Source organism: Virgibacillus tibetensis, from assembly GCF_036026595.1.
GTDB lineage: Bacteria > Bacillota > Bacilli > Bacillales > Amphibacillaceae > Virgibacillus_P > Virgibacillus_P tibetensis.
Window position 1 is genome coordinate 428,058 of the sequence record NZ_JARZFX010000002.1, and the last position, 25,649, is coordinate 453,706.

Consider the following 25,649-nt stretch of genomic DNA (forward strand, 5'->3'; position numbering starts at 1 on the left):
GTATCCGCTATCGTGTACAATTCGTTCCTGGCAAATGAAATGCTATAATAAGATTAATAATAGAAGTAGCGAGGATGGAACGAAGAAAGGGGTACTTAAATGACTAAACGAAAAGGCATAAAACGTCACGAATCACTGAAACCCTTATCACGCCACCATATGATAGGCTTACATTTAGCGCTTAAGCTAAAACGAGCTGGAACAGAGGAAAGCCGGTTAACCATAGAAGAAATATATAAAGAAACCAAAGAATTCTGGAATCCCAACGGCCAACAGCACTTCCGGGAAGAAGAGGAAATATTATTACCTGCATATGCCCAGTTCGCACAAATCGATCGCCCGGAATTAACCGAAATGCTGTTAGAACATGTGAAAATACGTTCCCTAATAAACGAACTTTTAGGGTCCCCCGAAGCCAATGTAGATGTAATGCATGAGCTGGGCAACCTGTTAGAAACACATATTCGAAAAGAAGAGCGTATAATTTTCCCAATGATCGAAAAAGCATTGCCCGAGGATAAACTTAAGGAACTTGCACCTTATTTACATTAGCGGTGCCTGTCACTTCCCGGTTTTTGTCGAATGATACTCCCTTTTTTTCACATATAGCACGTATGATTAAGTGTTTTATGTGGACTATGGGTTCTCACTTATAATTAGTAGGATTAGACATTATAAGCAGGTCATTGCACCTTAGTTATACTAGAACGTTAAGTGTTCCAGACAAGAAATTAAATTTAAAAAGCCCTCATCAAAATCGATAAAATGCCACTGGTCTACTGCATTTAAACCCTGCAGATATGCGCCAGCGGCATTTCGATTTATCTATATCTATTCGACATAATGTTCCAAAAATCGGGAAATTACTAGGCACCTCCTGCGATCTATCTTCTAAATAACCATTTACTTTCCGGGCGCTCCCGTGGTGTTAGATTCATTATGAAATAGCCAATAATCAGGATCAGGATAACAATCGAGTAGAACATCGTATGAAGCGCATCCTCATGCTCTACAATGATCAATCGAATCATTGCTGTTATTCCAATATAAAGAAAATAGCGAAGAGGAAAATGATAATTTTCTTTAAAATATTTTACAATCATAGATACAAATTCAAAATATAGAAAGAAAATCAAAATATTCGCTAGGTATAGTTGATAGTCGGAAGTCTCATTCTCAAGCACAATTCGGCTAAACAGAAATAACTCTTTTACCAGTAAAAAAGATAAAATAACTGCAAGAAATACCAATGACAGGTTCAATAAAATTTGAAGCAAATGCGGAAAGAAGTTAAGAAATACAACATAACTCTTTTTTACTGTATGTATCATTGGATCTAACCTCCTACCTGTATGAAGATGGCTTTTCATAATCATCTTATCATAGTCAAAACCTACTTCCCCCCGCATGAAGCAATCTTAACAAAAACTTTGCAATCATTTAACTTGAGGTAAATTCAGCCTATTCTATTCCACATCCTTTATCCTTATGGTTTTATTACGGGACTATAAATTCAACATTTTTTCCTTGGTATGTTCAAGTGCATCACGATTGATATCCTAGGCACTAACATCAAATCCGTGAAAAATTGTTTGATATGCAATTTGACTTCCTAATACTCCACTTCCTGCAACTAGAAAAAATTAAACGCTATACATTTTCAGTATACTTCTCCTATTCACCCCATTTATTCTCAGTCAACCGACCAATTATCTACCCAGACTGTATAATTATATGTAAAATTTCAAAAATCACCCAAAAAGCAAACGTTTACCAATTTATATTAATTAACATTCGCCATTGACTCACTTTTAACTAAGTGCTACTATAAATTAATAATATTTTTGCCAAAAACACAACTTTTTTATTTTTAACTATACATTCCACCTGGGGGTCTTAAGGTTGCAATTTAAAAAACAATACGATGTTATTAAAGATTTAGCAACAGATATCTACCATCATCCGGAACTGGGTTATAAGGAAACACGTACGAAACAGATTGTTATTGACCACTTGAAACATGTAAATCCAAACATCCAATTCGAGGAATTTAGTTTAACTGGATTTAGAACTAGCCTTGGTGATGGTTCTAAAGATCTTCATCTTGCATTTATTGCAGAACTCGATGCGGTTTACGCTCCAAGTCATATGTATGCAGATAAAGAAACTGGTGCGGCCCATAATTGTGGACATTATTCGCAGGTTGGAATTGCACTTGCACTGTACAACCACCTCTTTACCACTGGCGCTTATAAAGAGTTGAATTATAGGATTAGCTTTGTCTTTGTACCAGCAGAAGAATATTTGGACCTAGATTACCGTGATAATTTAATGAAAGAAGGCAAAATCACCCATTATGGTGGTAAGCCCGAAGCGATGAAACTCGGTGTTTTTGATGATGTTGATATGAGCATTTGTGTACATGCGATTGGTGGCGAGCTTTCCAAGCGAACCGTGGAGGTCAATTGCGATTTGGCAGGTTTCCTTTATAAAAAATACACATTTAAAGGAAAAGCCTCCCATGCCGGCTTCGATCCTTTTTCTGGAAAAAATGCATACAACATGTCCACCTTATTTAATACAGCAGTTGGCCTTGGCCGCCAGCAATTAGATGAAGCTGAACATGTCCGGATTAACCCGATTGTAATGGATTCAGATATGTCTACCAATGTGGTTCCCAACCATATTAAAGTAGGTACCGATTTGCGAACCAAGACGGTAGATTATCTGAAAAAGGCAGCAGTTAAACTAGATGATGCCGCCAAAGGAAGTGCCATCGCCTTGCAAGGGGAAGTTGATTCACACACGCAAATGGGATACTTGCCATTTGTACAAGACCGCTACTTATCCACATTTGCTATGGAGGCATTTAAGGAAAACAATGAAATCCCAGCTATTACTAATGATAACTTTATTAGTGCTGCAGGAGATATTGGAGACCTTTCCTATATGATGCCATGTATACAAATTGGCTACAGTGGATTTACAGGCACTATCCATGGAGACGACTTTATTGATATCGATCCTGAATTCATTTATGAAATTTTCCCGAGGTATCTTGCACAGACACTGAAAAAAATGAACGGAATTGATAAATCTCAAATTTATCGAAGAACATATGAGGAGTATGAGAACCTGATTGCTTCCATTATTGAATAAATCTAATTTGGAATGAGGATAAATATGAAGAAGAATTTTGTTTTGTTACTTATTTTTGTATTAGCAACCATTACGATAGCGGAAATGATCGGTTTTCAAAGCATTCCACTTGGGCCCGTTACAATCGGTTTGCTCCCACTGGTATATGCCATCCTGCTCACGATGATACTAGGTTTTCAAGTATTTAGAAAAGGGATCTGGAAAAAGGTATACAGTGAACGCAATGTTAATTTTGCTGGGAAATACCTTATTTTTATCATGCTGCCATTAATGGCAAGATACGGAGCAGATGTAGCACCGCAAATCCGGGAGATCTTGCAGGTTGGCTGGGTATTCATCATTCAGGAGCTCGGTAACCTTGGCACCGTGATTATAGGTTTACCTATTGCTATCATGCTAGGGCTAAGACGTGAAGCAATTGGAGCTACTTTAGGAATCGGACGCGAAGGTGAACTCGCATATATTTCGGAAAAATACACACTTGAATCGAAAGAAGGAAGAGGCGTTCTCTCTATTTATATTATTGGAACACTTTTCGGAGCCATTTTCTTCAGTGTATTTGCACCATTATTATTAGACTTCGGCTTTCGGGTAGAAGCTTTAGCGATGGCCTCAGGTGTTGGATCCGGAAGCATGATGAGTGCCGCATCCGCTACATTGGTTGCCCGGGTGCCTGAAATGGAAAGTACCATTTTGGCATATGCGTCTGCAAGTCAGTTAATCACCAGTTTTATCGGTACTTTTACGATGGTATTTTTAGCTGCACCTTTACAAAAACTTATGTATAAAAGACTCGTTAGGAGTGACAATAAATGAGTTCAAACAAAAGAAGATATATAAAATATGGGTTAATCCTTCTTCTAAGTGTTTTATTAATCTTATTTACTCAGGAAATTAAATTACTTAAAAACCCGGACTCCACACCAGTTACATGGATGACTGGGGCAGGACTTATTGTTTTATGGCTGTTTTCAATGATTGGCATTATGGTCTCTGATTTAATGCAGAAATCTCCTTTTAAAATTATTCGGGATTTTCCAATATTGGGGTGGGTATCAATAACTTCCCTTATACTATGTTTGGTTTCCGACTTTTTTGTACAAGCAATTCAGTCAGTTGATTTCCTTTCCATTACTACACCAATCTTAACATTTGCGGGGCTCTCAGTAGCGAACCGCCTAAAAGACTTGCGAAACACATCTTGGAAAGTAGCCATTGTAGCCGCATTTGTATTCACAGGCACATACGCCGGCAGTGCATTACTCGCCCAACTAGGGTTGTTCCTGGCGGAGAGGTAGACAAAAGGGGTGCCGCTTCCCGTAGAGGTAGGTGCCTGTCACTTCCCGGTTTTTGTCGAAAAATATTCCCTTGTGAACTAAGGTGCAGACTCACATACCCTGAATCAAGTAAAGTCACTTTGCACAGGTAAAAAGCAGACTTTAAATGCCCTTAAAAACCAAATGCCACTGACAATTATTGCAATAAACTCTGCAATTAAGCACCAGTGGCATTTGGTATCTATTTGACAAATACAGCAGAAATCTGGGATTGTACCCTAATTTGCGTCATCCGTCATATCAATAATATCCAGCCGAAACTGAAATCCTTCGTTGCTCATCAATATTTTGCCAATTTCATCCCATGTATAGGGTTTACCGTCAATAATGAGCAAAGGAACATCGCCTGTTTCCTCACTATACTCAATTCTACCGACAAGGCGATCACCAGTCATTGAATTTACCTTTATGCCATTTGGCATATGTACCTCTTTAATATAATTGCGAGCAACGCCACGTTTTACCTTACTAACAAGTTTTTGAAACAGCTGCTGCTGATCACATTCTAACTCTCCATGAACGCCATATTTGTACCCGTAGCCAATAGTCTCTACCGCTTCTAAGGAGATACCCATTGGGAATAATGTTTTTTCAACAGTGAAATGTCTGACGGCTCCATTTGCATCTTTTACGGTAAAGGATTTAGGCTGCTTCTCCAAAGGGATTCCTAATTCCACTGACAGATCCTCGTTATAGCAATCTTGGCAAAGTGCTTCCTGCTGCCCATCCTCCGTAGTTAACATGATTCTCGCGCTATTTTTCATACATTTATCGCACATATTCATATTGGTCTCAGTCCTTATAATAAAATAACCAAGAAGAGAGTAAACTTCTCAGTTTCTATGGATTACATTATAACTAGATTTTTCATTCCTGTTAATAGAAATACATAGAAAAATTTGAAAAATTATTCTTTATTACCAAGGTAGTGCCTGTCACTTCCCGTTTTAGTAGAATGATATTTCTATGTTGGTTCTATTTCTTTACACGATATAGAATGCGACTTGATTAATGATAATAATCCGTTTTTATTCCCATTTCTCTTTGGATACAGTGCGTTCAATCTATGCATTAACAATTTTAAATTTACATCTATATTTGTGGACAGCCTCATATATATATTTATGAGGTGATAAATTTTGGAATCATGGAGAAATAAAGTAACAGAAGATACACAGATAATGTTAGAAACACTCCTTGACAAGAAGAAAGAGACGGATGGATTATTTTCACGGTATGAACTCTATAATAATTTAACAATGATATTAGCTGTCTTATTTGTGATTTATACTCCCTTCTTTCTTTACTTCCAACACGAGGAAAACATACTTTTTCTTATAACAGATTTTATTATGAATATTTTCCACATCATTTGGTTTGTAATAATAGCTTATTTTCACTTAAAACAGTTGGGCTATTTGGCTAATGCAGAAAAGTTTAAAAAGAAGTTTGAAGCGTTACGAGTGGAAACTATCGAACACTTGAATAATACGTGGTACATAAATGAACATTCACCTACCAGAGACCAAATATCCAGATATATGGAACAATACGGAATTAATGTCAGGTACAAAAGCAATTAAAAACAAAGGAGGTGCCAGCCTTTCCTTAAGCTTTGATGGTTAAAAGCATTCGGAGGCTGGCACCCGCAATGTATTCAAGAAAATTCGACAAAAACCGGGAAGTGACAGGCACCCACCCCCCGGGGAATTGGCACTTCCTAAACTTCTTTTGTTTCAACTAATTCATAGACTTTGTATTCGTCATTTATTTTTTTCAGCACGACCTTTGTACGGAATGTTTTATCCTGGGAAGAATCGGGATTATAAATCGTAAAGGATTCGACCATCGTCACATTCCATGTGCTGTCATCTATCTTTTCCACTGATTCCAATTCTGTTTCCAGTAGATCCTCTGTAATCCCTTTTTCTTCTAGATAGTCTATATATTCCTCCGCTTCTTTTGCTCGTGGACTATCGTCAGCGATATAATCTTCCACATAATAGTAATTTCTGTAATTAATTGCATCAACACTTGATCTGGTATATGACTCCATAAAGCTGGCAATCTCTGCGTTCAGGATATTACTTTTCGCCTTAGCGACCGCCTCTTCATCTGGACCAAAGACCGTACCAGAACCCGACACTTTATCAGTAGGATCAAAATAAGTGTAACTATCATCTGTCATAGAAACAATTTTCCACTGCTTCTCATCCGTGTTATAAACGAGATTCATTCTTAGAATAAAGCTCACATCATAAAAATCCGGTGTTTCTTCCAATTCATGTACTGCTTCATTAAAGCTATATTGGCTTAGAATTTCAATTACTGGTGCCTTGGAGCTACTGTCCACTTGGATAGAGTTTTGGTCAATTTCTAATTGTTCAAATTTACCACTGTAAAACCAGTACTCATCCACCTCGTCATTAATCATGGATTGGAGATCTTCAGAAACCACTTTCAGCAAGGAAGCATCTTTTCCTGCAAGCGACTCCACATATTGTTCACCGAAATCTTTCAATGTATCTTTCAACCCGCTGTATTGTTTTTCAGATAGTACATCGGCAAAGACGACCATCTCTGCCTCCGTAATTTGAAAGGCTTCGGAAACGACCTCTCCCCATGGCATCGAGACACTTGTCTGAATTTGCTGGGAACCATCAAGAATAAATGGCCCAACAGCTTTTGTACTTCCATCTTCTTGGAGCGGTATTTTTTCCTCGCCAAGCTTTAGGAAGCTTTTCTCCAAATCAAGATCATTATAATTAGTGACGTAAAAAACAACCTTGGAGACATTGATATCCATATCCACATTTGTCGGATTTCCATAGGTGTCAGCCAATGTTATACGACCAGATTTTTTAGTCTCTCCATACTTTCCTGAGAATACTGCCTCCAGTTCATAGGAGCCAGGAATGAATGGACCATAAATCATTTCATCCTCTGCTGGTTGCTGTTGCGTCATTTCCTTTTCATTAAAAAGAAAGGACAACCCCTCAATCGGTTCCGTATAAACTGCATATTGATCTATTGCTTCCACTTTACGTGCTGTAAAGACAAAAAGAAATTTATCATGCGGTTGAACAGAAACCAAGTCTCCCACTACCGATGTTCCTTCTTCTTCAGCCAACTTAATCAATGCCTCGGCTTCTGCCTTTGTCGCAGATGAACCATCCTGATGGACTACTAGTTTCGTAACAGCCTGTTCGTCTTTCTCTGTAATTGCATTTACAAAACGCTTCTCTACGGAACTAGCGGACTGATAGGACTGGGCCCATAAAATAAATCCAATGGAAAAAATCGCTAACATACCAACTGCACTATACACAATCTTTTTCTTCTTAGAAAGAGGAGCTTTCTCAGATCGCTGCCTCTTTTCTTCCCCCACTTTGTTGTTCACGATAGTAGGAAGCTTCGTGCCACAATGAACACACATCTTATCTTCTGGATTTGCTTTTTTTCCGCATTCCTGGCAAAATCTTGTCATTCTAAGTCACCCCATTAATAGAACTGGTTCAACATACGACCGAATGTTGAATCCATCAGTACAACTACGAAGATTAAGAAGGCTACGCCCATTAATACTAAGTAAGTTAAATATCCATATAGCGGATCCAGGTTTTTAGACTGGCGTGTTAGTAAACTACTGATCAAGTAAATAGGAAAAGTCGTTACAACTAAACCAAATGATATAAGCAGTAAATATCCGCCAATTGTAAAAGACTTTAACAGGATTAGAAGAAATGCTGCAGCAATCACAATAATGACAGGTACAAGATGTGCGCCATATACACTAGTCATCTCTTTGAATGAGTATGCTGTTCCAAAAAGCTGATTAACCAAAAATAAAATGAATAGAATAATAACCATACTAACTGCAATGAATACTAACGTATAACCAAAGATAGAGAGCCCCGATGGACCATTATAATAATAAGCCATATCCATGAAACTGCCATAAAGCATCGCTGACGACACAGCCATCATGAATGCAACAATAGCCATACTAATTAAACCATTTTTAAAAGATTCTTCTCGATTGGTAAAGATACGGGAAGGATGTTTAAGATATTCCTTAAAAAAGGCCCAGTAATCTTTTGATGTATGCTTCACCTTTTCCATGGCATCTGTATTTGTCTGTTCTCCAACGGAAGGTTGAGTCTGGTTAGAATACGTATGATCTGTTGTTGCTAGGTGTTCTGTATGTACTGTTTCCCCAGTATTCTGACCTGGTACTTCCTCTCTTCTACTGAATTGCTCCTTATTTGTTTCCTCTTTAGGGATTGGAGCCCCACATTGCCCGCAAAACTTTCCAACTTCTTGTTCAAAACCACATTTTTCGCATTTCATTTTACCACCGCCTGTTATTTTTATGACTATGTACCTATATATGACATAATTCTATAAAATTATAGCATAATAGTATTAAATTTAGGTAAAATTCGGTAAAAAGGTAAGTTTTTTTGTTATTTATTATTTCCTTCAACTTTATTACGAGATTTTAGACTTGCCATTATTCGAAAAAAATTCGAATTTCAGGTATATAACTAGATTGGTTGCATAAAAAAACAAAGCACGTATTTAAGCTGCTCTGCTTTTTTGATCATTTTCTTCTATAGTAATAACCGATATCCTTTTACTTCTCACTAAATATTTTCAGTCTAGGAATACAAATAGTTTCTTGCATATTCATCACGCTTCGGTAAAGAACTGTCGAGTTCTTCTTCCCCATCTTCTTCTCCTCAACTATCGTATCGAACTTTATATTAAGTATACAATGCAGTACCTAATAGAAAAACTGCCATTGTACTGGCGGTTTTTCTATTTCCTATTAAAACTAGTGTTTACATTCCACTACTGCGCTCACTCAAGAGATGCCTCGTTTACCCACCCCTTCGACAAAAACCGGGAAGTGACAGGCACTCATCTCTTCTCATCTCGACTCAACCATGTTATCCAACAATTGAAACAGAAAATTTTTAGCTCCATCTATTAAATCATCTCTTCCATGGAACTCAGAAGGTACTTGTACATAGGGGCCAGCTTTAATCTCATCTCCGAATTCCCTCACTATATTATTCAAAATTGTATAATCAAACTCAGGATGAAATTGAAGACCTACGACCCTTTCTCCATACACAAATGCCTGATTTTTACAGCCTCTTCCCTCAGCTAGCAGTACAGCACCAGGTGGAAGATCAAATGTATCTCCATGGTAACTAAAAACAGTAAATTTATGCGATAGATGTCTAAAGAGCCTTTCACTTTTTCCTTGTTTTGTAAGCTGTAACTGTGACCATCCTATTTCTTGGTTGATATGCGGATAAGCTTTGCCACCTAAGGCCTCGGCGATAAGCTGTGCGCCAAGGCAGATACCAAGTACAAGTTTATTTGCTTGAGTGGCTTTCCTTATAAATTGCTTCTCCAGTTTAAGCCACGGATGTTTCTTTTCTTCATAAGCTCCCATGGTGCCACCGAGAATGATCAGCATATCAAAATTACCTATTTCCGGAAATTGCTCTTCTTTATATACCAATGTAGAGGAAGTCGTATACCCTCTATTAGCTACCCATTCTCCAATCAACCCTGGTGTTGAAAGAGGATGATTGATTAATGTATGAACTCGCATTTATTTCCCTCTATTCATCATTGTATTGAATACATAATTGATTTACCAACCACTGTATTTTCTAACTTTCTCTATATCAATTTTCTTCTCTTCCAAGTCTTTAAATGCCTGATCGAGAACTGATATTGAAAAATCAACTTCCTCTTTAGTAATGGTAAGTGGTGGGGTAATTTCTATCACATTGCTATGAATGCCGACATAATAAACCAATAAGCCCAATTCATAGGATCGGTAACATACAGCTGCAGTTTCTTCTATTGCAGGTGTTTTTGTCTCCCCGTCCTCTACAAGCTCTACACCAATGGCCAATCCTTTTCCGCGGACATCACCGATAATTTCATACCTCGCTTGCAGCTCACATAACTGTTGGGAAAAATACTCTCCTATCTCTTTTGCATTTCTGATTAATTTTTCCTCTTTAATGATAGAAAGTGTCTCCAGGGCAGCAGCGGAACTCAGGGGATTGCCGCTGGCTGTAAACATATGAACAGCTGTACCAGCATCCAATATATCCTTCCTGCCAACCACCGCACTGATTGGCATCCCACCTCCTAGTGGTTTTCCTAGAACCACTGCATCTGGCGCTACACTCGCATGATCAAACGAAAACCATTCCCCAGTTCGTCCTAGTCCAACTTTCACTTCATCCATAATAAGATATATATTATGATCCTCACATAATTTTTTTAACTCTGGAAGAAAATCATCCGGAGGAACAACAAGCCCTCCATCGCTTTGAATCCCTTCCACTACAATTCCAGCTGTATCTTCTGGTGGTGAAATGGTAGTAAATACTTCCGACTCAATAAAATCAATAATGTTCCCAGTTAAGTTTTCTTTTGACCCAAATAATGGTCTATATGGGTTAGGATAGGGTACTTTTACCACATTTCCACTACCGATGAACTTGGACTGAGCGGGATGCCCGGATAAGGACATTGAGCCCAGCGTTTGACCATGATATCCGCCCATAAATGATAACATCCTCGGCTTATTCTGTGAGAGCGGTACCAATTTAGCAATACATTCATTTGCATCAGATCCGGAATGGCCGAACCATACTTTCTTTTCAAAATCACCCGGGATGATGGATATCAACTTTTCAGCCAGGTGAACCATGTTTTCTTCTGGAGCACTTAACTGAGTGGTGAAAGATAAGGCTTCATACTGCTCCTGCAATTTGTCAGCAACTCGCTTATCTCCATACCCGGTGTTTGCAACAGCCCAACCTGCCGTTAAATCCAAATACTCCTTGTCTTGATGATCAATAATCTTCGTCCCTTTAGCCGCTTTTACTGTAATTGGATAAAAACGTATTTTCAAAGCATTTGAAATTATTTTTGAATCAGCTTGAAGTAATTCCTCACTATTCATCTATTGTCCCTCCAAATGTAAATATAGTTAATACATCTTGGACATCGTAGCTAGTTCCCAATCACTCACATGTTTACTATACTTTTCCCATTCATTACGTTTAACATTGATAAATTCTGACCAAATATCACGGCCAATCGTATCTGCCAATATAGTATCTTCTTCAAGGCTCTTTAATGCTTCATTTAGATTTCGGGGAACCCAGGAAACACCAAGTTCTTTTAATTCTATCTCATTAAGGTTGCTTACATCTTCCCGGATTGGATCACCTGGATCAATTTTATTTTGGATACCGTCAAGTCCGGCTGCCAATAAACTAGTACTAAGTAGATATGGATTACATGTCCCATCTGCACCACGGAATTCAAACCTTCTCTCCCGCCTCTTTTCAGGTACACGAACCAGAACTGAGCGGTTTGCGTCACCGTAGCATATATGCGCTGGTGCCCAAGAACCTGGAAGCATCCGTTTATACGAATTAAAGCTTGGAGCACCAATAGCCACAAGAGAACGACCATGCTTTAGAAGTCCGCCAATAAAATAGTATGCATCTTGGGATAGGTCAAGCCCCCTCTGATCTGTAATGTTTTCAAATAAATTCTCACCATCTTCATTGTATAAACTCATATGAACATGCAATCCACTTCCTGGCAGATGCTCGAAAGGTTTTGGCATCAAAGTACCAATCTTCCCTTTTTTTCGAGCAAGCTGTTTGAATAAATGAATGAATGTAACCTGATCATCTGTGGCTTTTAATGCATCCGTATATTTTAAGTTAATCTCTAGTTGCCCTGGTCCATATTCGCTTGAAATTTGTTCTGTTTCTACCCCCATCGCTTCCAGAGAATAAACAAAATCCTGTACAAAGTCTTCTTGGATATCGACTCCATCCGTTGAAAAACAATGACTATCGTCTGCAGGAGAAATTTGACCATTCTTTTCTTCTAATAAATATGCTTCTTGTTCATATGCCATATTTAACTTCCCACCCAAAATAGACTCTACTTTGTTCAAAAGTCCTTTTAAAGCATTACGAGGACAACCCTTCCACGGATCACCATTTTCATCGACTAGGTCACAAAGCATCCGTGCTGTATTTTTTCGATAAGGAATAACTGCAAACGTTTTTGGATCCGGGACCGCAAAGAAATCACCATCGTTTGAACCATACATACCATTTGGAATAAATTCATCAAACACATTAAAGCTCATGATTGCTGTACTGAAATTCACTCCTTTATCCATTGCACTCTTCAAACTCCCTTTTCGGATGGTTCTTCCCCTGGTAACTCCTGTGTAGTCAAGAAATTCAACTCGTATAAATTCGATATTCTCTTTTTCAACAATTTCCAGTACGGTATTTTTTGCTTGATCATTCTCTGTTGTAAACATAAAATCCTCTCCTTTAGTTTGAATGAACTATCTCTATTTAAGTTGTCTTTAAGCAATTAACAGCATAGTTTGTCAATACCTTTGATCCAATCGGAATAATTTCTTTATTAAAATAAAATTTTGGATGATGGAGATCATATATCTCCTTGCCTTCCTCTTTTATTCCCAACCGGAAATAAGTACTTGGAATCAATTCGGAAAAATAACCGAAGTCATCTGCTCCCATAGAAGGCTTTTCTAAATCATAGACACTGGTTACTCCCACTATTTCTTCAGCACTCTCTTTCACTTGCTTCGTTATTCCCACATCATTTATCACTGCCGGATGGCCATTAAAGAAATCAACTTTGACATCTCCTCCAAATTGTTTGGTGATTCCAGACACAAGTTCGATAAACTTGTCTTTCATTTTTTTTCGAACATCCGAAGAAATAGTACGAATGGTTCCTTCGATAACCACCTTGTCTGCAACGATATTATTTGCTTTACCACCATCAAACCTACCAACATGAATGATCGCTGGGTCAACCGGGTCACACCATTTTGTAGTGATAAACTTTAGAGCATGGACAACTTCAACCCCAATCGCAATGGCATCAATCGATTGGTGGGGGCGTGCTGCATGCCCTCCTTCTCCAGCGATCTCGATTACAAAATCATCACAGGCTGCTGTTACAGCTTCTGTTTTTAAACCGATAGAACCAAACGGAAGCTTAGGCCATAAATGAAGTGCAATAACACTTTCTATGTTCGGATTTTTCAACACGCCGTCAGCAATCATCTTTTTAGCAGCACCTTCCGCCTCTTCTCCAGGCTGGAAGATACATCTTACTAGTCCACTCAATTTTGATTTATATTTCCACAGGTGATTAATGGCTCCTAATAAAATAGTGGTGTGCCCGTCATGCCCACAAGCATGCATTACTCCTTTATTTTTAGATGGAAATGAAACATCAGATCTTTCCTCAATTGGGAGTGCATCTATATCTGCCCGTAAGGCTATATGCTTTCCATCTCCTTTTTCTCCCCATATATCAACTACTATTCCTGTGTCACTCATTTTCTGATAAGGAATCCCCCATCGTTCCAAGCAAGCACAGATATATTTTTGTGTGTTCTCTTCCTGAAATGAAAGCTCTGGATATTGATGAAGATGCTTTCTGATTCCATATAATTCATTATTTAATTCCTCATGCCATCTCCATGGCTCAGATTGTTTACTTATCATTTTAATCACATCCAATTACATTGGTTTTTCATAATTTTTTATCTCATTTTCTTGATTTGGTTTATACAATAATTTGAAGAGAATGTAGATTAATCCCATCCAGATTATGCCGCGGACGAGTGTCATTGGTGATCCGATAAATGATCCCACAAATACAATGATAATGCCTACGAATGCCAAAATAGGAAATAAAGGATACAAAGGCTGTCTCCATGGCAATCCTTTTATTTCTTCGGGATTCCTTCTTCTATACAGAACCGAAGCCATCAATGCCAATGTCCAAGATACCAGCCAAGCAAGTACTAATTGATTAGACAATTCTACATAAATTAAATGTGGGTTAATAGAACCAATCAAAATTAACGAAACAGACGCTGCCCATATAACTGCAATACTATAAACTGGTGTTTTTGTCTTTGGATGTATATACGAAAAGAATTTTGGTAAATATCCTTCCTTCGACTGTGCATAAAATATTCTAGATGCTGAATAAAGTGTACCCATTAGAATACATGTGGCTGCTGCAATCCATGCAGCAACATTTACGATGAATGCACCTGCAAAACCAAAAACCTGCTCTGCAGCTAGAGTAAAGGGTGAGCTATCAATCGAAACCTGTTCCCATGGAATAATCCCTTGTAATGTAAACTGTGCAGCAGAATACAAGATGATAAAAGTAATACTTGACCAAATCAAAGCTTTAGGAAGGTCTTTCGGTTTCTTCAATTCTCCTCCAGCTGTTGCTAAAGTTACTGCTCCTAAATATGCATACGTACCGAGAGGAATAGCTGACCAGAAACCATCTAAACCATGAGGCATCATAGGAGAAAAGTTTTCCATCTTTACATCCTTCAAGCCAATAAGCGCAAACAAAGCCATAATCGTAGTTAGAATCAGGACCATTATGAGTTGCGAACGTGCAGCAAGATTTGTACCAAATATATTCAACAAAGCGAATACGGTCAGAAAAAATACAGCAAAGACAATCTGCCAATAATCTCCGGTTAAATTGGGAAAGAACCACTGGGTGATTGTCCCAAGTGCTAAACCAACACTACCACCAACAATAACCCAACCAATCGCGAATAGAAATCCGCTCAAAAATCCCCATGAACTCCCCATAAAACGCTCTACCCACTTCGACATAGCACCAGCATTTGGCATACCAACTGCTAATTCCGCCAAAGCAACCATTAAGAATAGCTGGAAAATTCCAGCAATGATATAAGCAAATATTGCACTAGGTCCCGCGGTGGCGATCCCTTCCCCCATCATTAGAAAGATGCCATCCCCAATTACTGCCCCTACACCTAATGCCCAAATCATCCAAAAACCCATCGTATTTTTTGGTAAACTATCCAAACCCCTGTTTTTCAAATAATTCAACTCCTTTTATAATTTTTTTTCGTTAACTCCCTGACTTACCATAAACCGCTTCAAAATTACGATAGAGAACCATTTCACCAATTAGATAAGCCATATCCTTATCCATATAATCCAATTCCACCCACTCATCCAGGACCTGTTCAAAGCATTCCTTAAATAGCTTCACACCCAACCAGTTCATTTCAGGAATGGTAAACGAATCCGATCCATACATTACCTTGTTAAAGGGTGCAAATTCGAATACTTGAGAAATAATTCGTTTTACTCCATGCCCAGCAAACGGATTTTGCAAGGATATATCCAAATAAACATTCGGTAAAATACTAGCTATAAAACCAGCTTCATCCATCCACGGATAGCCACCATGTACTAAATGTACCTTCGTATTTTCATAATTTTTTTCTCGAAGCATGTCAATCAATAAACTCGGGCTCGACTTGGGCAAAACAACCTCCCCATCGCCTACCCCTGTGTGAATATGCATCACCTTATCCGTATGGGTACATTCCTCCATTGCAATATGCATACAATAATCTCTTAGTGATTTTGCAACAGCTCTTTCATTTTTTACGAACTGTGCATAATCTTGCTTTGCCTTCTTTTCATCTTTCGCTCCAATGTCAAGTCCACTACGATAAGCAATAATCGATTTCAAACCCACAACATGATTTGCCTCCAAAGCGCTTCTTAAATCCAAGCGATAATTATCAATAAAATCGGAAAAATTACTGTGCTCGTTTCGCAACTTATCCATTACAGGTTCAATGCGATAAATTTCCAATGATTCGAAACCAGTATTCTTTCGAAATTCCTGATGCGATATGTGTGGTTTTGGATACCCAAAGTCCACCAACAGTCCCTCTAAACGCACATCATCAAAAAGTTCTTGTGTATATAACGGAAAATCCTTCGCTAGTTCATTTCTCTTCTTGACTACTTCTTCCAATACAGGCTCACAAGAAAAATATTTTGCTAATTTCCGAATAGTAATTTGCATATACATGTTCATTCCTGGATAAACACCGTTACGATTCATATTTCCTGCTTTGAACATATCCGGAATGACTGATAGTGACAATACCCTCAAAAATTCCTCTTCCCTATAAGGTTTTTCATTCGCTATAAACGGGTGACAGTGAACATCAATTGTTTTTATTTCACCCAAATTAATACCCATGCTAATACCTCCCTCTTATTTACTTACTATTTGCAAAATTTGTGCCAACTTTTTATAATTTTAAAAAAGCCTATGTTCCTTGGTAATTATAAGAATACATAGTCAATTTAGAAGAAAAAAAACTTTCTAGGAAAAATAATTTTCGAAAAATTCTTTTCTTTATGTTATAATTTTTAAAAATTAATAGGAGGAAGGGAAATGAATACTATTATGTTAAAAGAAATGTGGAATATGTTATTCGAAGGCATTGTCCTTGCAGATCAAGATGGATATTTACTAGATATGAACCGAACTGCGAAAAGGATTTTTTCCATTTCTACATCCAGTATGGAAGGAACCTCTATTTTTGAACTCCTCCCTGAAAGTCTAAAAAAACGTGCTATCCCACAAAAAGAAACGACTGGAATTAATCTTACTTTTGGAACAGAAGAACTGCTGCTTAATATTAAGCCAGTCGAAGGAAATTTTCTCTACATATTCAAAAACATATCCCAGGAACATTTATTTAAGCTGGAAATAAAGGAAAAAAGGAAGGAGCTCAACAGCTTTCACCAAATTATTGATCAATTATCAGAAGGTATTTGCGCTATTGACCAAGACGGAAAGATTATTCTCTACAACAAAAAAATGGGGGAAATTGATGCCCGTGAACCTGATACAGTAAGAAACAAACTATGGACGGCTGCTTTTCCAGATACAGATAAAAACTCCAGTAAGCTCTTGAAAACATTACAGCTTGGAAAAAAACTGAATCAAAGAGAAACCAAGTTTACTAGTGATGGAAAAGCCCTTATAACGCTTTCCAACACACTTCCCCTTTATAACGGCAGCCAGCCTCTCGGTGCAGTACAGATTGACAAGGACATTACTAATCAAAAACATTTAGAAGACACCATCTTAAATATGAAACAAAATTCTAGTGAGCAACCGAAAAAGAATCAGGATCGAAAAAACAATACTGACTTTCATTTCAACCATATTATCCATAGAAGCACTGAAATGGAGCTGACTATAGAACAGGCAAAACGCGCATCAAGAACCCCCTCCAATGTTCTTTTAATCGGAGAGACCGGAACCGGTAAGGAGCTTTTTGCACAGAGCATCCATAATGAAAGCCCTCGTCAAGACAATAAATTTATTGCACAGAACTGTGCAGCAGTTCCAGAAAGCCTATTGGAGGGAATGCTTTTTGGAACCACTGCTGGCAGCTTTACTGGAGCAATTGATAGACCAGGTATTTTTGAACAAGCTGACAACGGAACCCTCTTGTTGGATGAAATCAATTCGATGGGGCCGGATCTACAGGCCAAGCTATTACGATTTATTCAAGATAAAAAAGTTCAGCGAATTGGATCTAAGAAAACAATAGGTACGGATGTACGTATTATTGCAACAATTAATGAAGATCCACATAAAGCAATTAAGGAAAAGAGACTACGTGAGGATCTCTTCTACCGCTTAAGTGTTGTCAACCTGGAGATTCCACCATTACGCAGCCGAAAAGATGATATTTCACTATTAATTGAAGGGTTAGTTGATAAACACTCCAAGATATTAAATATAGAGATTAACGACATCGATCCTGAAGTAATGGATTTTCTACTAAGCTATCACTGGCCAGGAAATGTTCGGCAATTAGAGCACACTATTGAGGGCGCACTTAATTTAATTGATGATGAGAAAAAAATATCTACCCATCATCTTCCCTTATTTTTCAAAAATGGAATGATAAAAACAAACGAAAGTTACCATTCAGATGACAATTCTCTACTGACCTCCCATGGCACTTTGGAAGAACAGAAGGCAATGCTTGAACGGAAATTAATTGACGAGGCTATTAAGAAGGCGGATGGCAATATAACAAATGCCGGAAAGATTTTAGGAATATCCAGACAAAATCTTAATTATAAGATGAAGAAGTTCGGATTTTAAGGACAATGTTACAAATAAAGAACTACTATTATAATGGATTATTAAGGTCCATAGTAATAGTAGCTTTTTTATTTAGCTGGTATCTCCAAAAGACACAACAGCTGCCGGACTGGGTGCACTGAATGAACATGGTGCTGGAATGGCAGCTATAGAATCATAAAATGTGCAGTTACCCGTTACTAAATAAAAAACAGAATAAATTAACCCTGCAGAAATAATACGGGGTTAAATGCTGTAAATAATTAAATTTGGTAACAAGGTAGTAAAATACCAATGATCGTATTGCAGGATTTCCACAACTAAGTGTATAGTCACCTATTAGCGCACCTATCCAAATGCTTCTGCCAATAATTGATACGATTTCAGCTTCATTTCAAAATCATGTATATTTGTAATAACCATAAATTCATCGGTCTGATACATATCACTTAAGCGGATAAGTTCTTTTTTTACTTCTTCAGGATTCCCTACAACACAGCGCTTTCGGTTCTCTTGCATAATTTCTATTTCTTCAGGACTAAATGCCTTTCTTTTTACTTCTTCCAATGTTGGTACTTTCGTATCTGCGCCTTTGCCAACACTTAGTAACCACTTATCTTGTGTCAAGGCCATTTCCTCAGCCATCTCTGTCGTCTCCGCACACACTACAAAAATACAAACAATGCTTTCAGGTCGATCCATACTCACTGAGGCTTGAAAGTAATCCCGATACGTTTCTAATGCCTGCTTTCCATTCGCAGGAGAGATGAAATGCCCAAAGACAAAGCCCGCTCCCAATTCAGCAGCATTTTTTGCACCACGTTCAGATAGGCCCAGCACCCATAATGGAGGAACCTTTTCCACTCTTGGTCCTGCTTTTACAAGACGAAAGTCATGTTCTCTTGGCAATGTATTATGCAGGAATCCCTGTAAATCTGCCAACTGACGAGGGAAATCAGCTAAACTTTTATTCGTATTATCTGTTAGCGCTGACCGTGTAAGCTGGGATCCCCCTGGCGAACGTCCCACACCCAAATCAATACGATCAGGGAAGAATGCCGCTATCGTTTTGAAATTCTCCGCTATTTTATATGGACTGTACTGGGGGAGTAACACCCCGCCAGAGCCCACTCTAATCGTTTCGGTAACAGACGCAATTCGAGTCATTATAATTTCCGGAGATGAACTGGCAAGCCCATTCGTATTATGATGTTCCGCCACCCAATAACGATGATAACCTAATTCCTCCGTCCATTTTGCAAGCTCCAGGGTCTGTTGCAAAGCTTCCTCGGGACTGGAGTGACGTGAAATGGGAACCTGATCCAAAACACTTAATTTCATGAAAAATTCCTCCTGCTCTTTCGCGCAATTTCTATGCTATCAGTGTAATAGGTGCAAAAGAGAAAGGGAAATAATGTGACTAGAACTCCCCGGGATGATGCGCATATGGATCGGTAATATCATGCAACTGTGCGAATGCACCAACTAATTCGAAACTTTCATCGTACATAGGAAATGTATCCAATAAACTAGTTTGATCTATTTTGTTTCCAACTAACACATGAACTTTTTCTATACAGGTTTGAACTCCTATGATTATTCACTGTAAAACTCAAAATGATTTCGTTTTTCTTTTGCCCTATAGAGTGCTTGGTCTGCTTTATTAATTAACTTTGATGAGTCATTTCCATCAACTGGATACATAGCAATGCCAATACTTGACGTTGAATGGATTTCATTACCTTCGATCATATAAGGCTCGTTAAAATTCGCCAGCATTCTTTTTACAATCATTTCTACTTTTCCCTTTTCGATATCCCTAAATAAAATGAGAAACTCATCGCCACCGACTCTACCAACCACATCCAAATCACGAATATTTCTACCTAGTCTATTTGCAAATTCAATAAGCAGTTCGTCTCCGACACCATGGCCAAGTGAGTCATTAATATGCTTAAACTTATCCAAATCAATATACAATACTGCAAACGTTTCCGCTGATTCATTTTCTTGTTCAATTACTTGATCCAAAGCCATAATAAATGAGTTTCTATTAACAACCCCTGTCATCGGATCATAAGTTGCCATATATTTTAACTGTTCTTCATAATATTTTCTAACGGTTACGTCTCGAATAATTGCCTGAATAACCATTTCCCCGCCATGTTTAACAGGAATCGCAATAATTTCTACCCATATTTTTGTCCCATCAAAGCGTACAAGTTTCTCAATCATCGGCTTGGTTTTCACTTTTTCTAAATCGTAAAAAATTTCCATAAAGTGCCCCTTATCATGTGCATGATTCGGTTCAATGAAATCACTGATAGTCTTTCCGATGATTTGATGAAGGCTTTCGGCACCCAACAATTTAACTGCAGCTGGATTCGCAAAGGATAACTGATCATCATTTTGAACTAAGATTGCATCCGGCGAATATTCCACTAATGTTCGGTAACAACTTTCGGCAATTCCAAGTTTATGTTTTGTACTCTTTTCCCCAGTGATATCCTTATACATCGCCACGGCTAATACATGATCTTTATTAATCGCACGGTAGGACGCCAGGACCTCTATTATAGTGCCATTCTTATGTTTTCGTTGCGTTTCGAAATTAGCGATGCTTTCTCCACGTCTCAATACATCAAGATGGCTTTGATGATTTTCCAGGGTGAAATCATCCATGAAAAAAGGAGGCCTTTCATACCCTTTAACCTCTTCCAAACGCCAACCTAAGATATCAGTTAGAGCTGGATTAGCTTGAATAACCGCACCGTCATTTCGCAAAATAAAGATTGCATCGTTCGTATTTTCCCAGATCATTTGGTATTCTTCTATTGTTGGTTCTAGTTCATCAACTGGATTATCCAATTCATACCACTCCCTTGCAGTAAATAACTTGCACAAAAACATCTTTAATTCGAGATAAACTCATTTATTCCCTTCTAATTTGTCAAGTAATGAGCAACAATTCACATATGATATAGATTAATCGTGTCACTAGAATTAGAGACTGAACCTACTCGTGAAAAATCAATGTCATCACGTCTATCTTACACGTTGTATCCTACGGCCATTTTAGGGAAACAAGTTTTCGAATCAAATTTGGGAATATGGGATTCTTTTTCATAAGGATACCCTTTCTGGTATTTGATTGCACGTACTTTCGTTTTACAAGAAGGATGTTTCTTTTTGTATTATATTGGATCTTTATGGTTAATCAACACGCTTGATATTGAATCCCTGAATTAATCCAAGAAAGTGCCGTTTCTATAATCAACGAAAGCTTTAAGAATCTCTTCCTCTGTGTTCATAACAAATGGACCTCTTGTTACTACAGGTTCACCAAGTGGTTCACCTGCATATAGCATAACATGCATATCTTCTGTTGCTTGAATGGAAACCGTACTTGCTTCAGCATCCTTATTTGAAGTAAGCCATAACACGTCCATTTCTTTTGCTGGTGTATTATCTACACCGAAAGTACCTGCTCCCTTTAAAATATATAAGAAACCGTTATAAGATCCTGGAATTTCACCGATTGTATGGCTGCCTGCTTTTATTTTAAACTCAACCATTGTCACTTGAGCATAATTGAGTGTCGGTGCAGTAAGACCGTTAAATGTTCCTGAGAACACTTTCGTTGAAACACCGTTTTCTATTTTTTTAGGCATTTCATCTTTTCGAAGGTCTTGATAACGTGGAGTTGTCATTTTATCTTTTGCTGGAAGGTTCACCCACAGTTGCAGTAAATGTACTATCTCGCCTGGTGCTGCATCTTCTAAATGTTCTACCCCTTTCCCAGTTGTTACCCATTGGGCATCTCCGGGATAAAGTACGCCTTCTCCACTTTTACTATCATAGTGGTTCAGTTTTCCATCAATCATATACGTAACCGTTTCAAAACCACGATGTGGATGTACTCCAAACACCCCTTTTTTCATGACATCATGGGCCATGATTAAGAATGGATCTGTTCGTTGCCATTCACCAGGCTCCAAGACAAAACCAGCTGTATGAATCGGACTATTTTGTTGTAAATATACTTTTCGTACACTGCTCACTGCCCTATGATAAATCTTACTCATTTTCTAAGCTCCTTTTACTAAAATGTTAGTTTGGGTTTTCAATATAGTTTGCCTATGCAACACTTGTTGTATAAGTTGAGTATAATACGAATAGTTCAAACTTCAATAAACAAAGTTAAACTGCATCCTCAAATGTTAGTTACAGCAAACAATTGGAGTGCAGATTTTTTATGACAAAATACGTGGATAACTCCCTTTACTTAATACATGCTATCGTTGTGTACTTTGTGAGTTCGGTTAGTTGCTGGACTTTTTTCATTTTACGAAGCATATGCACTATTCCCAATCATGCATAACTACTAAAATAGGCTCTAAACTATTTCCAGATACAGTAATAGAATACTCTACCTTTGGTGGCACCTGTGCATATACTTTGCGTGTAATAATATCCTCTTCTTCTAATCCGCGCAGCTGGTTCATTATCATTTCCTGTGTGATTCCTAGTACTCTTCGTTTTAGCTCAATGAACCTATGCGTACCTTCCCGCAATAAAACTACAAAATAATTGGTTTCCATTTCCCTACTAATATACCTAGCGTATCGTCCACACGGCATAACACTCGTTGCATTTCCATCAAATTTCACCCCAAGTATCCTTTGTATACTATGCCACTTTGAGGTGCGTACTTACATTTGAAACTCTTGCGGTTTATACTTAGATTATACAACAGAATTTGAATGGAGCAATGAACATGAAAGAACTTTAAATAGATATCTAAGTCCATGGAATTTGGAATCTATACATTAGGTGGCGAAAATCATCAGGAGCATTTTGTAGCTACTTCCACACACGTTATTCTTGGAGCTATCGTTAGTGTGACTAAAAATTAATAAGTGCATCCACTGTCTTGAGCATCTCTGATTCGGTTTGAGTGTATGTTTACTACCGCAGCAGTATCAAAAACAACTAATTCACAAGCGCTTGTAGACCAATTTGACAAATTGAACCTGCCACAATGGTTCAGAATTATAACGGGATGGGTAGAAGTAATCGGAGCGGTTTTATTTATCATTGGTTTATGAAGTTTGACAAGTGCAGTCTTAGGGGCTTTACTATTCATTGTAGTTGGGATTGGTGGCATCCTTTCGCATACCCGTTCGAAAAATAACATGAAAGGAACTTAACCCATTATTGAATTAACCGTCATAGCAACCATATTATTCTTTTTGCTTAGTTGACGATTAAAGAAAAATCAGAACAAAATTGCGCCAAAACCTGTTTGATAATAAAAGAGGAGGAAATAGGAAATGGAATTTAAAAAATTAATTGAAGCACGTCGTTCGGCGAATAACTTTCTTCCAGATGTTCAAATTACGCAAGAAGATTTGAAACCGATCTTTGAAGATGTAAAGCTAACACCTTCAGCTTTCAATTTGCAGCATACAGAGTATGTGGTTGTAATGGATGAAGAGATGAAAGAACAAGTTCATGTAGCTGCATATGGACAATATAAAGTGCAAACTGCAGCTGCCGTACTAATAGTATTAGCAGATCGTTACGCATATCGTCAAACCGAACGGCTAAATCAGGGCATTAGAGATTTAGGGATACTTAAAGATTATGAACTAGAGGAAAGGGTACATGTTAATAGCGAATTTTACGAAACGCGAGGCGAACAATTCATGAAGGAGGATGCGATTCGCAATGCATCGTTATCTGCCATGACGTTTATGCTCGCGGCGAAAAATAGAGGCTGGGATACATGCCCGTTGATTGGATTTGACCAAAATGAAATTCGGAAGCTGTTGAATGTACCTGGTACACATGAAATAGCATTAATGATAGCGATTGGTAAGGAAAAGGAAAGTAGTCGTCGTTTAAGAGGCTACCGAAAACCAGTGGGTGAGTTTGTATCGTATTATTAATAACAACATGAAAAAACAAGCAATCATTACTTAATAGAGCTAATCGGGAAGTAACAGCCCCCTCTTCCAATCTTCATATAAGGCGATTGGCAAGCGTTTAAGCATCTCTACACGCATGTGAACAATATATCTCTAAATAATAACGCTTACATTGACTATTTCGGCTATATACACCCGACATGTGTTTAAACCCTTGAAGTATAAACTGTACATGTTAAGCTAATTACGGTTAAGAAAACGTAATTAGGAGCGTATTGAATTTGAATAATAAACGAATTGCCTTTTTAGGTGCAGGTAATATGGCAGAAGCAATTATCTCAGGATTTATACAATCAGGAAAATTGGCTGCAGATCAACTCATCGTTACAAACCGGAACAACCATGAGCGTTTGGACGAATTAAAAAAGAAATACGGCATTGAAGCCGTAACAAAAGACCAGTTGGACTATACAACGATAGATATTTTTATTTTGGCAATGAAGCCGAAAGATATAGACTGTGTATTGGAGGATTTACGTGACAAGATCACCGCTGATCAATTACTCATTTCTGTGTTGGCTGGTATCTCCACTTCTTATATGGAAGAGAATTTAAACGATAGGCAGCAGATAATCCGTGTGATGCCGAATACATCCAGCATGATTCAGGAGTCAGCAACCGCAGTGTCTCCTGGTAAATATGTCGATATGGAGCAGGTCATGCTGGCGAAGGAACTGATGAAATGTATTGGGGAAGCATATATCCTTGATGAGGATAAAATGGATATTTACACCGGGATCGCAGGAAGTGGACCAGCTTACTTTTACAACTTGATGGAACATGTAGAAGAAGTCGGTTGTCAGGCAGGACTTGATCGTGAGCTTGTACGGGAAATCGGTGCACAAACACTTTACGGTGCTGCAAAAATGATTATGGAACAAGAAGAAACACCAAAAGAACTTAGAGAAAACATTACGTCCCCTAATGGCACAACAGCGGCCGGATTGGATGCCTTAAATGAGCATGGCGGCGGAATGGCCATAATCGAAGCTGTCAAATGTGCAGCTGCCCGTTCAAAAGCATTAAGTAAAAAACCAGAGAAAAAACTAGCCCTGCAGAGATAGAT

General features: G+C 38.1%; 22 protein-coding genes and 1 pseudogene. 9 read left to right on the forward strand and 14 right to left on the reverse strand.

The window, feature by feature from the left end; all coding sequences use genetic code 11:
- Positions 1-99 precede the first annotated feature (99 nt).
- Positions 100-552 carry a hemerythrin domain-containing protein gene (locus QGM71_RS06845; RefSeq protein WP_327606780.1) on the forward strand — a complete coding sequence of 151 codons (453 nt, stop codon included), beginning with the start codon at positions 100-102 and terminating at the stop codon, positions 550-552.
- Between the two features lie 332 nt (positions 553-884).
- Here the strand turns inward: QGM71_RS06845 and psiE are convergent, their stop codons facing one another.
- Positions 885-1,331, reverse strand: coding sequence for a phosphate-starvation-inducible protein PsiE (psiE, locus tag QGM71_RS06850; protein ID WP_327606781.1), 447 nt, complete (start codon positions 1,329-1,331; stop codon positions 885-887).
- A 571-nt stretch (positions 1,332-1,902) separates the two neighbouring features.
- On the opposite strand from psiE, the gene QGM71_RS06855 reads away from it, so the two are divergent.
- The 3 genes from QGM71_RS06855 to QGM71_RS06865 are packed head-to-tail and all read left to right on the forward strand — an operon-like array spanning position 1,903 to position 4,457.
- Positions 1,903-3,159: a M20/M25/M40 family metallo-hydrolase gene (locus QGM71_RS06855; protein ID WP_327606782.1), complete on the forward strand. Its 1,257-nt coding sequence runs from the start codon at positions 1,903-1,905 to the stop codon at positions 3,157-3,159.
- 24 nt (positions 3,160-3,183) lie between these two features.
- Positions 3,184-3,975 carry a DUF3100 domain-containing protein gene (locus QGM71_RS06860; RefSeq protein ID WP_327606783.1) on the forward strand — a complete coding sequence of 264 codons (792 nt, stop codon included), beginning with the start codon at positions 3,184-3,186 and terminating at the stop codon, positions 3,973-3,975.
- Positions 3,972-4,457 carry a hypothetical protein gene (locus QGM71_RS06865; RefSeq protein WP_327606784.1) on the forward strand — a complete coding sequence of 162 codons (486 nt, stop codon included), beginning with the start codon at positions 3,972-3,974 and terminating at the stop codon, positions 4,455-4,457. The genes QGM71_RS06860 and QGM71_RS06865 overlap by 4 nt, the downstream gene beginning before the upstream one ends.
- A gap of 257 nt (positions 4,458-4,714) precedes the next feature.
- On the opposite strand, the gene QGM71_RS06870 is transcribed toward QGM71_RS06865, so the two are convergent.
- The gene (locus QGM71_RS06870; RefSeq protein WP_456119840.1) at positions 4,715-5,281 is read right to left on the reverse strand and encodes a DUF7686 domain-containing protein; all 567 of its coding nucleotides are present in this window, start codon (positions 5,279-5,281) and stop codon (positions 4,715-4,717) included.
- A 354-nt stretch (positions 5,282-5,635) separates the two neighbouring features.
- Between QGM71_RS06870 and QGM71_RS06875 the strand changes: the two genes are divergently transcribed.
- The gene (locus tag QGM71_RS06875) at positions 5,636-6,079 is read left to right on the forward strand and encodes a DUF2663 family protein (protein WP_327606786.1); all 444 of its coding nucleotides are present in this window, start codon (positions 5,636-5,638) and stop codon (positions 6,077-6,079) included.
- Between the two features lie 137 nt (positions 6,080-6,216).
- On the opposite strand, the gene QGM71_RS06880 is transcribed toward QGM71_RS06875, so the two are convergent.
- The 8 genes from QGM71_RS06880 to QGM71_RS06915 form a co-directional block, all read right to left on the reverse strand.
- Positions 6,217-7,983, reverse strand: coding sequence for a TcaA NTF2-like domain-containing protein (locus QGM71_RS06880; RefSeq protein WP_327606787.1), 1,767 nt, complete (start codon positions 7,981-7,983; stop codon positions 6,217-6,219).
- 14 nt (positions 7,984-7,997) lie between these two features.
- A complete protein-coding gene (locus QGM71_RS06885) occupies positions 7,998-8,846 on the reverse strand; it encodes a Yip1 family protein (RefSeq protein ID WP_327606788.1) in 849 nt (282 codons plus the stop codon).
- 583 nt (positions 8,847-9,429) lie between these two features.
- The gene (locus QGM71_RS06890) at positions 9,430-10,125 is read right to left on the reverse strand and encodes a type 1 glutamine amidotransferase (RefSeq protein ID WP_327606789.1); all 696 of its coding nucleotides are present in this window, start codon (positions 10,123-10,125) and stop codon (positions 9,430-9,432) included.
- A gap of 42 nt (positions 10,126-10,167) precedes the next feature.
- A complete protein-coding gene (locus QGM71_RS06895) occupies positions 10,168-11,499 on the reverse strand; it encodes an aspartate aminotransferase family protein (protein WP_327606790.1) in 1,332 nt (443 codons plus the stop codon).
- A 27-nt stretch (positions 11,500-11,526) separates the two neighbouring features.
- Positions 11,527-12,891 (reverse strand): glutamine synthetase family protein, encoded by a 1,365-nt coding sequence (locus QGM71_RS06900; protein WP_327606791.1) that lies wholly within the window; start codon positions 12,889-12,891, stop codon positions 11,527-11,529.
- A gap of 37 nt (positions 12,892-12,928) precedes the next feature.
- Complete coding sequence (locus tag QGM71_RS06905; RefSeq protein ID WP_327606792.1) at positions 12,929-14,119, reverse strand: M20 metallopeptidase family protein; 1,191 nt, start codon at positions 14,117-14,119, stop codon at positions 12,929-12,931.
- A gap of 15 nt (positions 14,120-14,134) precedes the next feature.
- Positions 14,135-15,496, reverse strand: a complete 1,362-nt coding sequence (locus tag QGM71_RS06910; protein ID WP_327606793.1) for an APC family permease — start codon at positions 15,494-15,496, stop codon at positions 14,135-14,137.
- 31 nt (positions 15,497-15,527) lie between these two features.
- Complete coding sequence (locus QGM71_RS06915) at positions 15,528-16,682, reverse strand: amidohydrolase family protein (RefSeq protein ID WP_327606794.1); 1,155 nt, start codon at positions 16,680-16,682, stop codon at positions 15,528-15,530.
- Between the two features lie 198 nt (positions 16,683-16,880).
- Between QGM71_RS06915 and QGM71_RS06920 the strand changes: the two genes are divergently transcribed.
- The gene (locus QGM71_RS06920; RefSeq protein WP_327606795.1) at positions 16,881-18,614 is read left to right on the forward strand and encodes a sigma 54-interacting transcriptional regulator; all 1,734 of its coding nucleotides are present in this window, start codon (positions 16,881-16,883) and stop codon (positions 18,612-18,614) included.
- A gap of 327 nt (positions 18,615-18,941) precedes the next feature.
- Here QGM71_RS06920 and QGM71_RS06925 read toward each other — a convergent pair whose 3' ends face one another.
- From QGM71_RS06925 to QGM71_RS06940, 4 genes and pseudogenes are all read right to left on the reverse strand, one after another.
- Entirely contained in the window at positions 18,942-19,934 is a 993-nt protein-coding gene (locus QGM71_RS06925; RefSeq protein WP_327606796.1) for an LLM class flavin-dependent oxidoreductase, read from the reverse strand.
- Positions 19,935-20,189: 255 nt separating this feature from the next.
- Positions 20,190-21,461, reverse strand: a complete 1,272-nt coding sequence (locus QGM71_RS06930; RefSeq protein WP_327606797.1) for a diguanylate cyclase domain-containing protein — start codon at positions 21,459-21,461, stop codon at positions 20,190-20,192.
- Between the two features lie 377 nt (positions 21,462-21,838).
- Positions 21,839-22,678, reverse strand: coding sequence for a pirin family protein (locus QGM71_RS06935; protein ID WP_327606798.1), 840 nt, complete (start codon positions 22,676-22,678; stop codon positions 21,839-21,841).
- A 196-nt stretch (positions 22,679-22,874) separates the two neighbouring features.
- Positions 22,875-23,253, reverse strand: a pseudogene (locus QGM71_RS06940) (winged helix-turn-helix transcriptional regulator).
- Positions 23,254-23,554: 301 nt separating this feature from the next.
- On the opposite strand from QGM71_RS06940, the gene QGM71_RS06945 reads away from it, so the two are divergent.
- The 3 genes from QGM71_RS06945 to proC all read left to right on the forward strand — a co-directional run bounded on the left by QGM71_RS06945 (position 23,555) and on the right by proC (position 25,647).
- Entirely contained in the window at positions 23,555-23,701 is a 147-nt protein-coding gene (locus QGM71_RS06945) for a DoxX family protein (RefSeq protein WP_327606799.1), read from the forward strand.
- Positions 23,702-23,926: 225 nt separating this feature from the next.
- Positions 23,927-24,544, forward strand: coding sequence for a nitroreductase family protein (locus QGM71_RS06950; RefSeq protein ID WP_327606800.1), 618 nt, complete (start codon positions 23,927-23,929; stop codon positions 24,542-24,544).
- 260 nt (positions 24,545-24,804) lie between these two features.
- Positions 24,805-25,647: a pyrroline-5-carboxylate reductase gene (gene proC / locus QGM71_RS06955; RefSeq protein WP_327606801.1), complete on the forward strand. Its 843-nt coding sequence runs from the start codon at positions 24,805-24,807 to the stop codon at positions 25,645-25,647.
- The last annotated feature ends 2 nt before the right edge of the window (positions 25,648-25,649 follow it).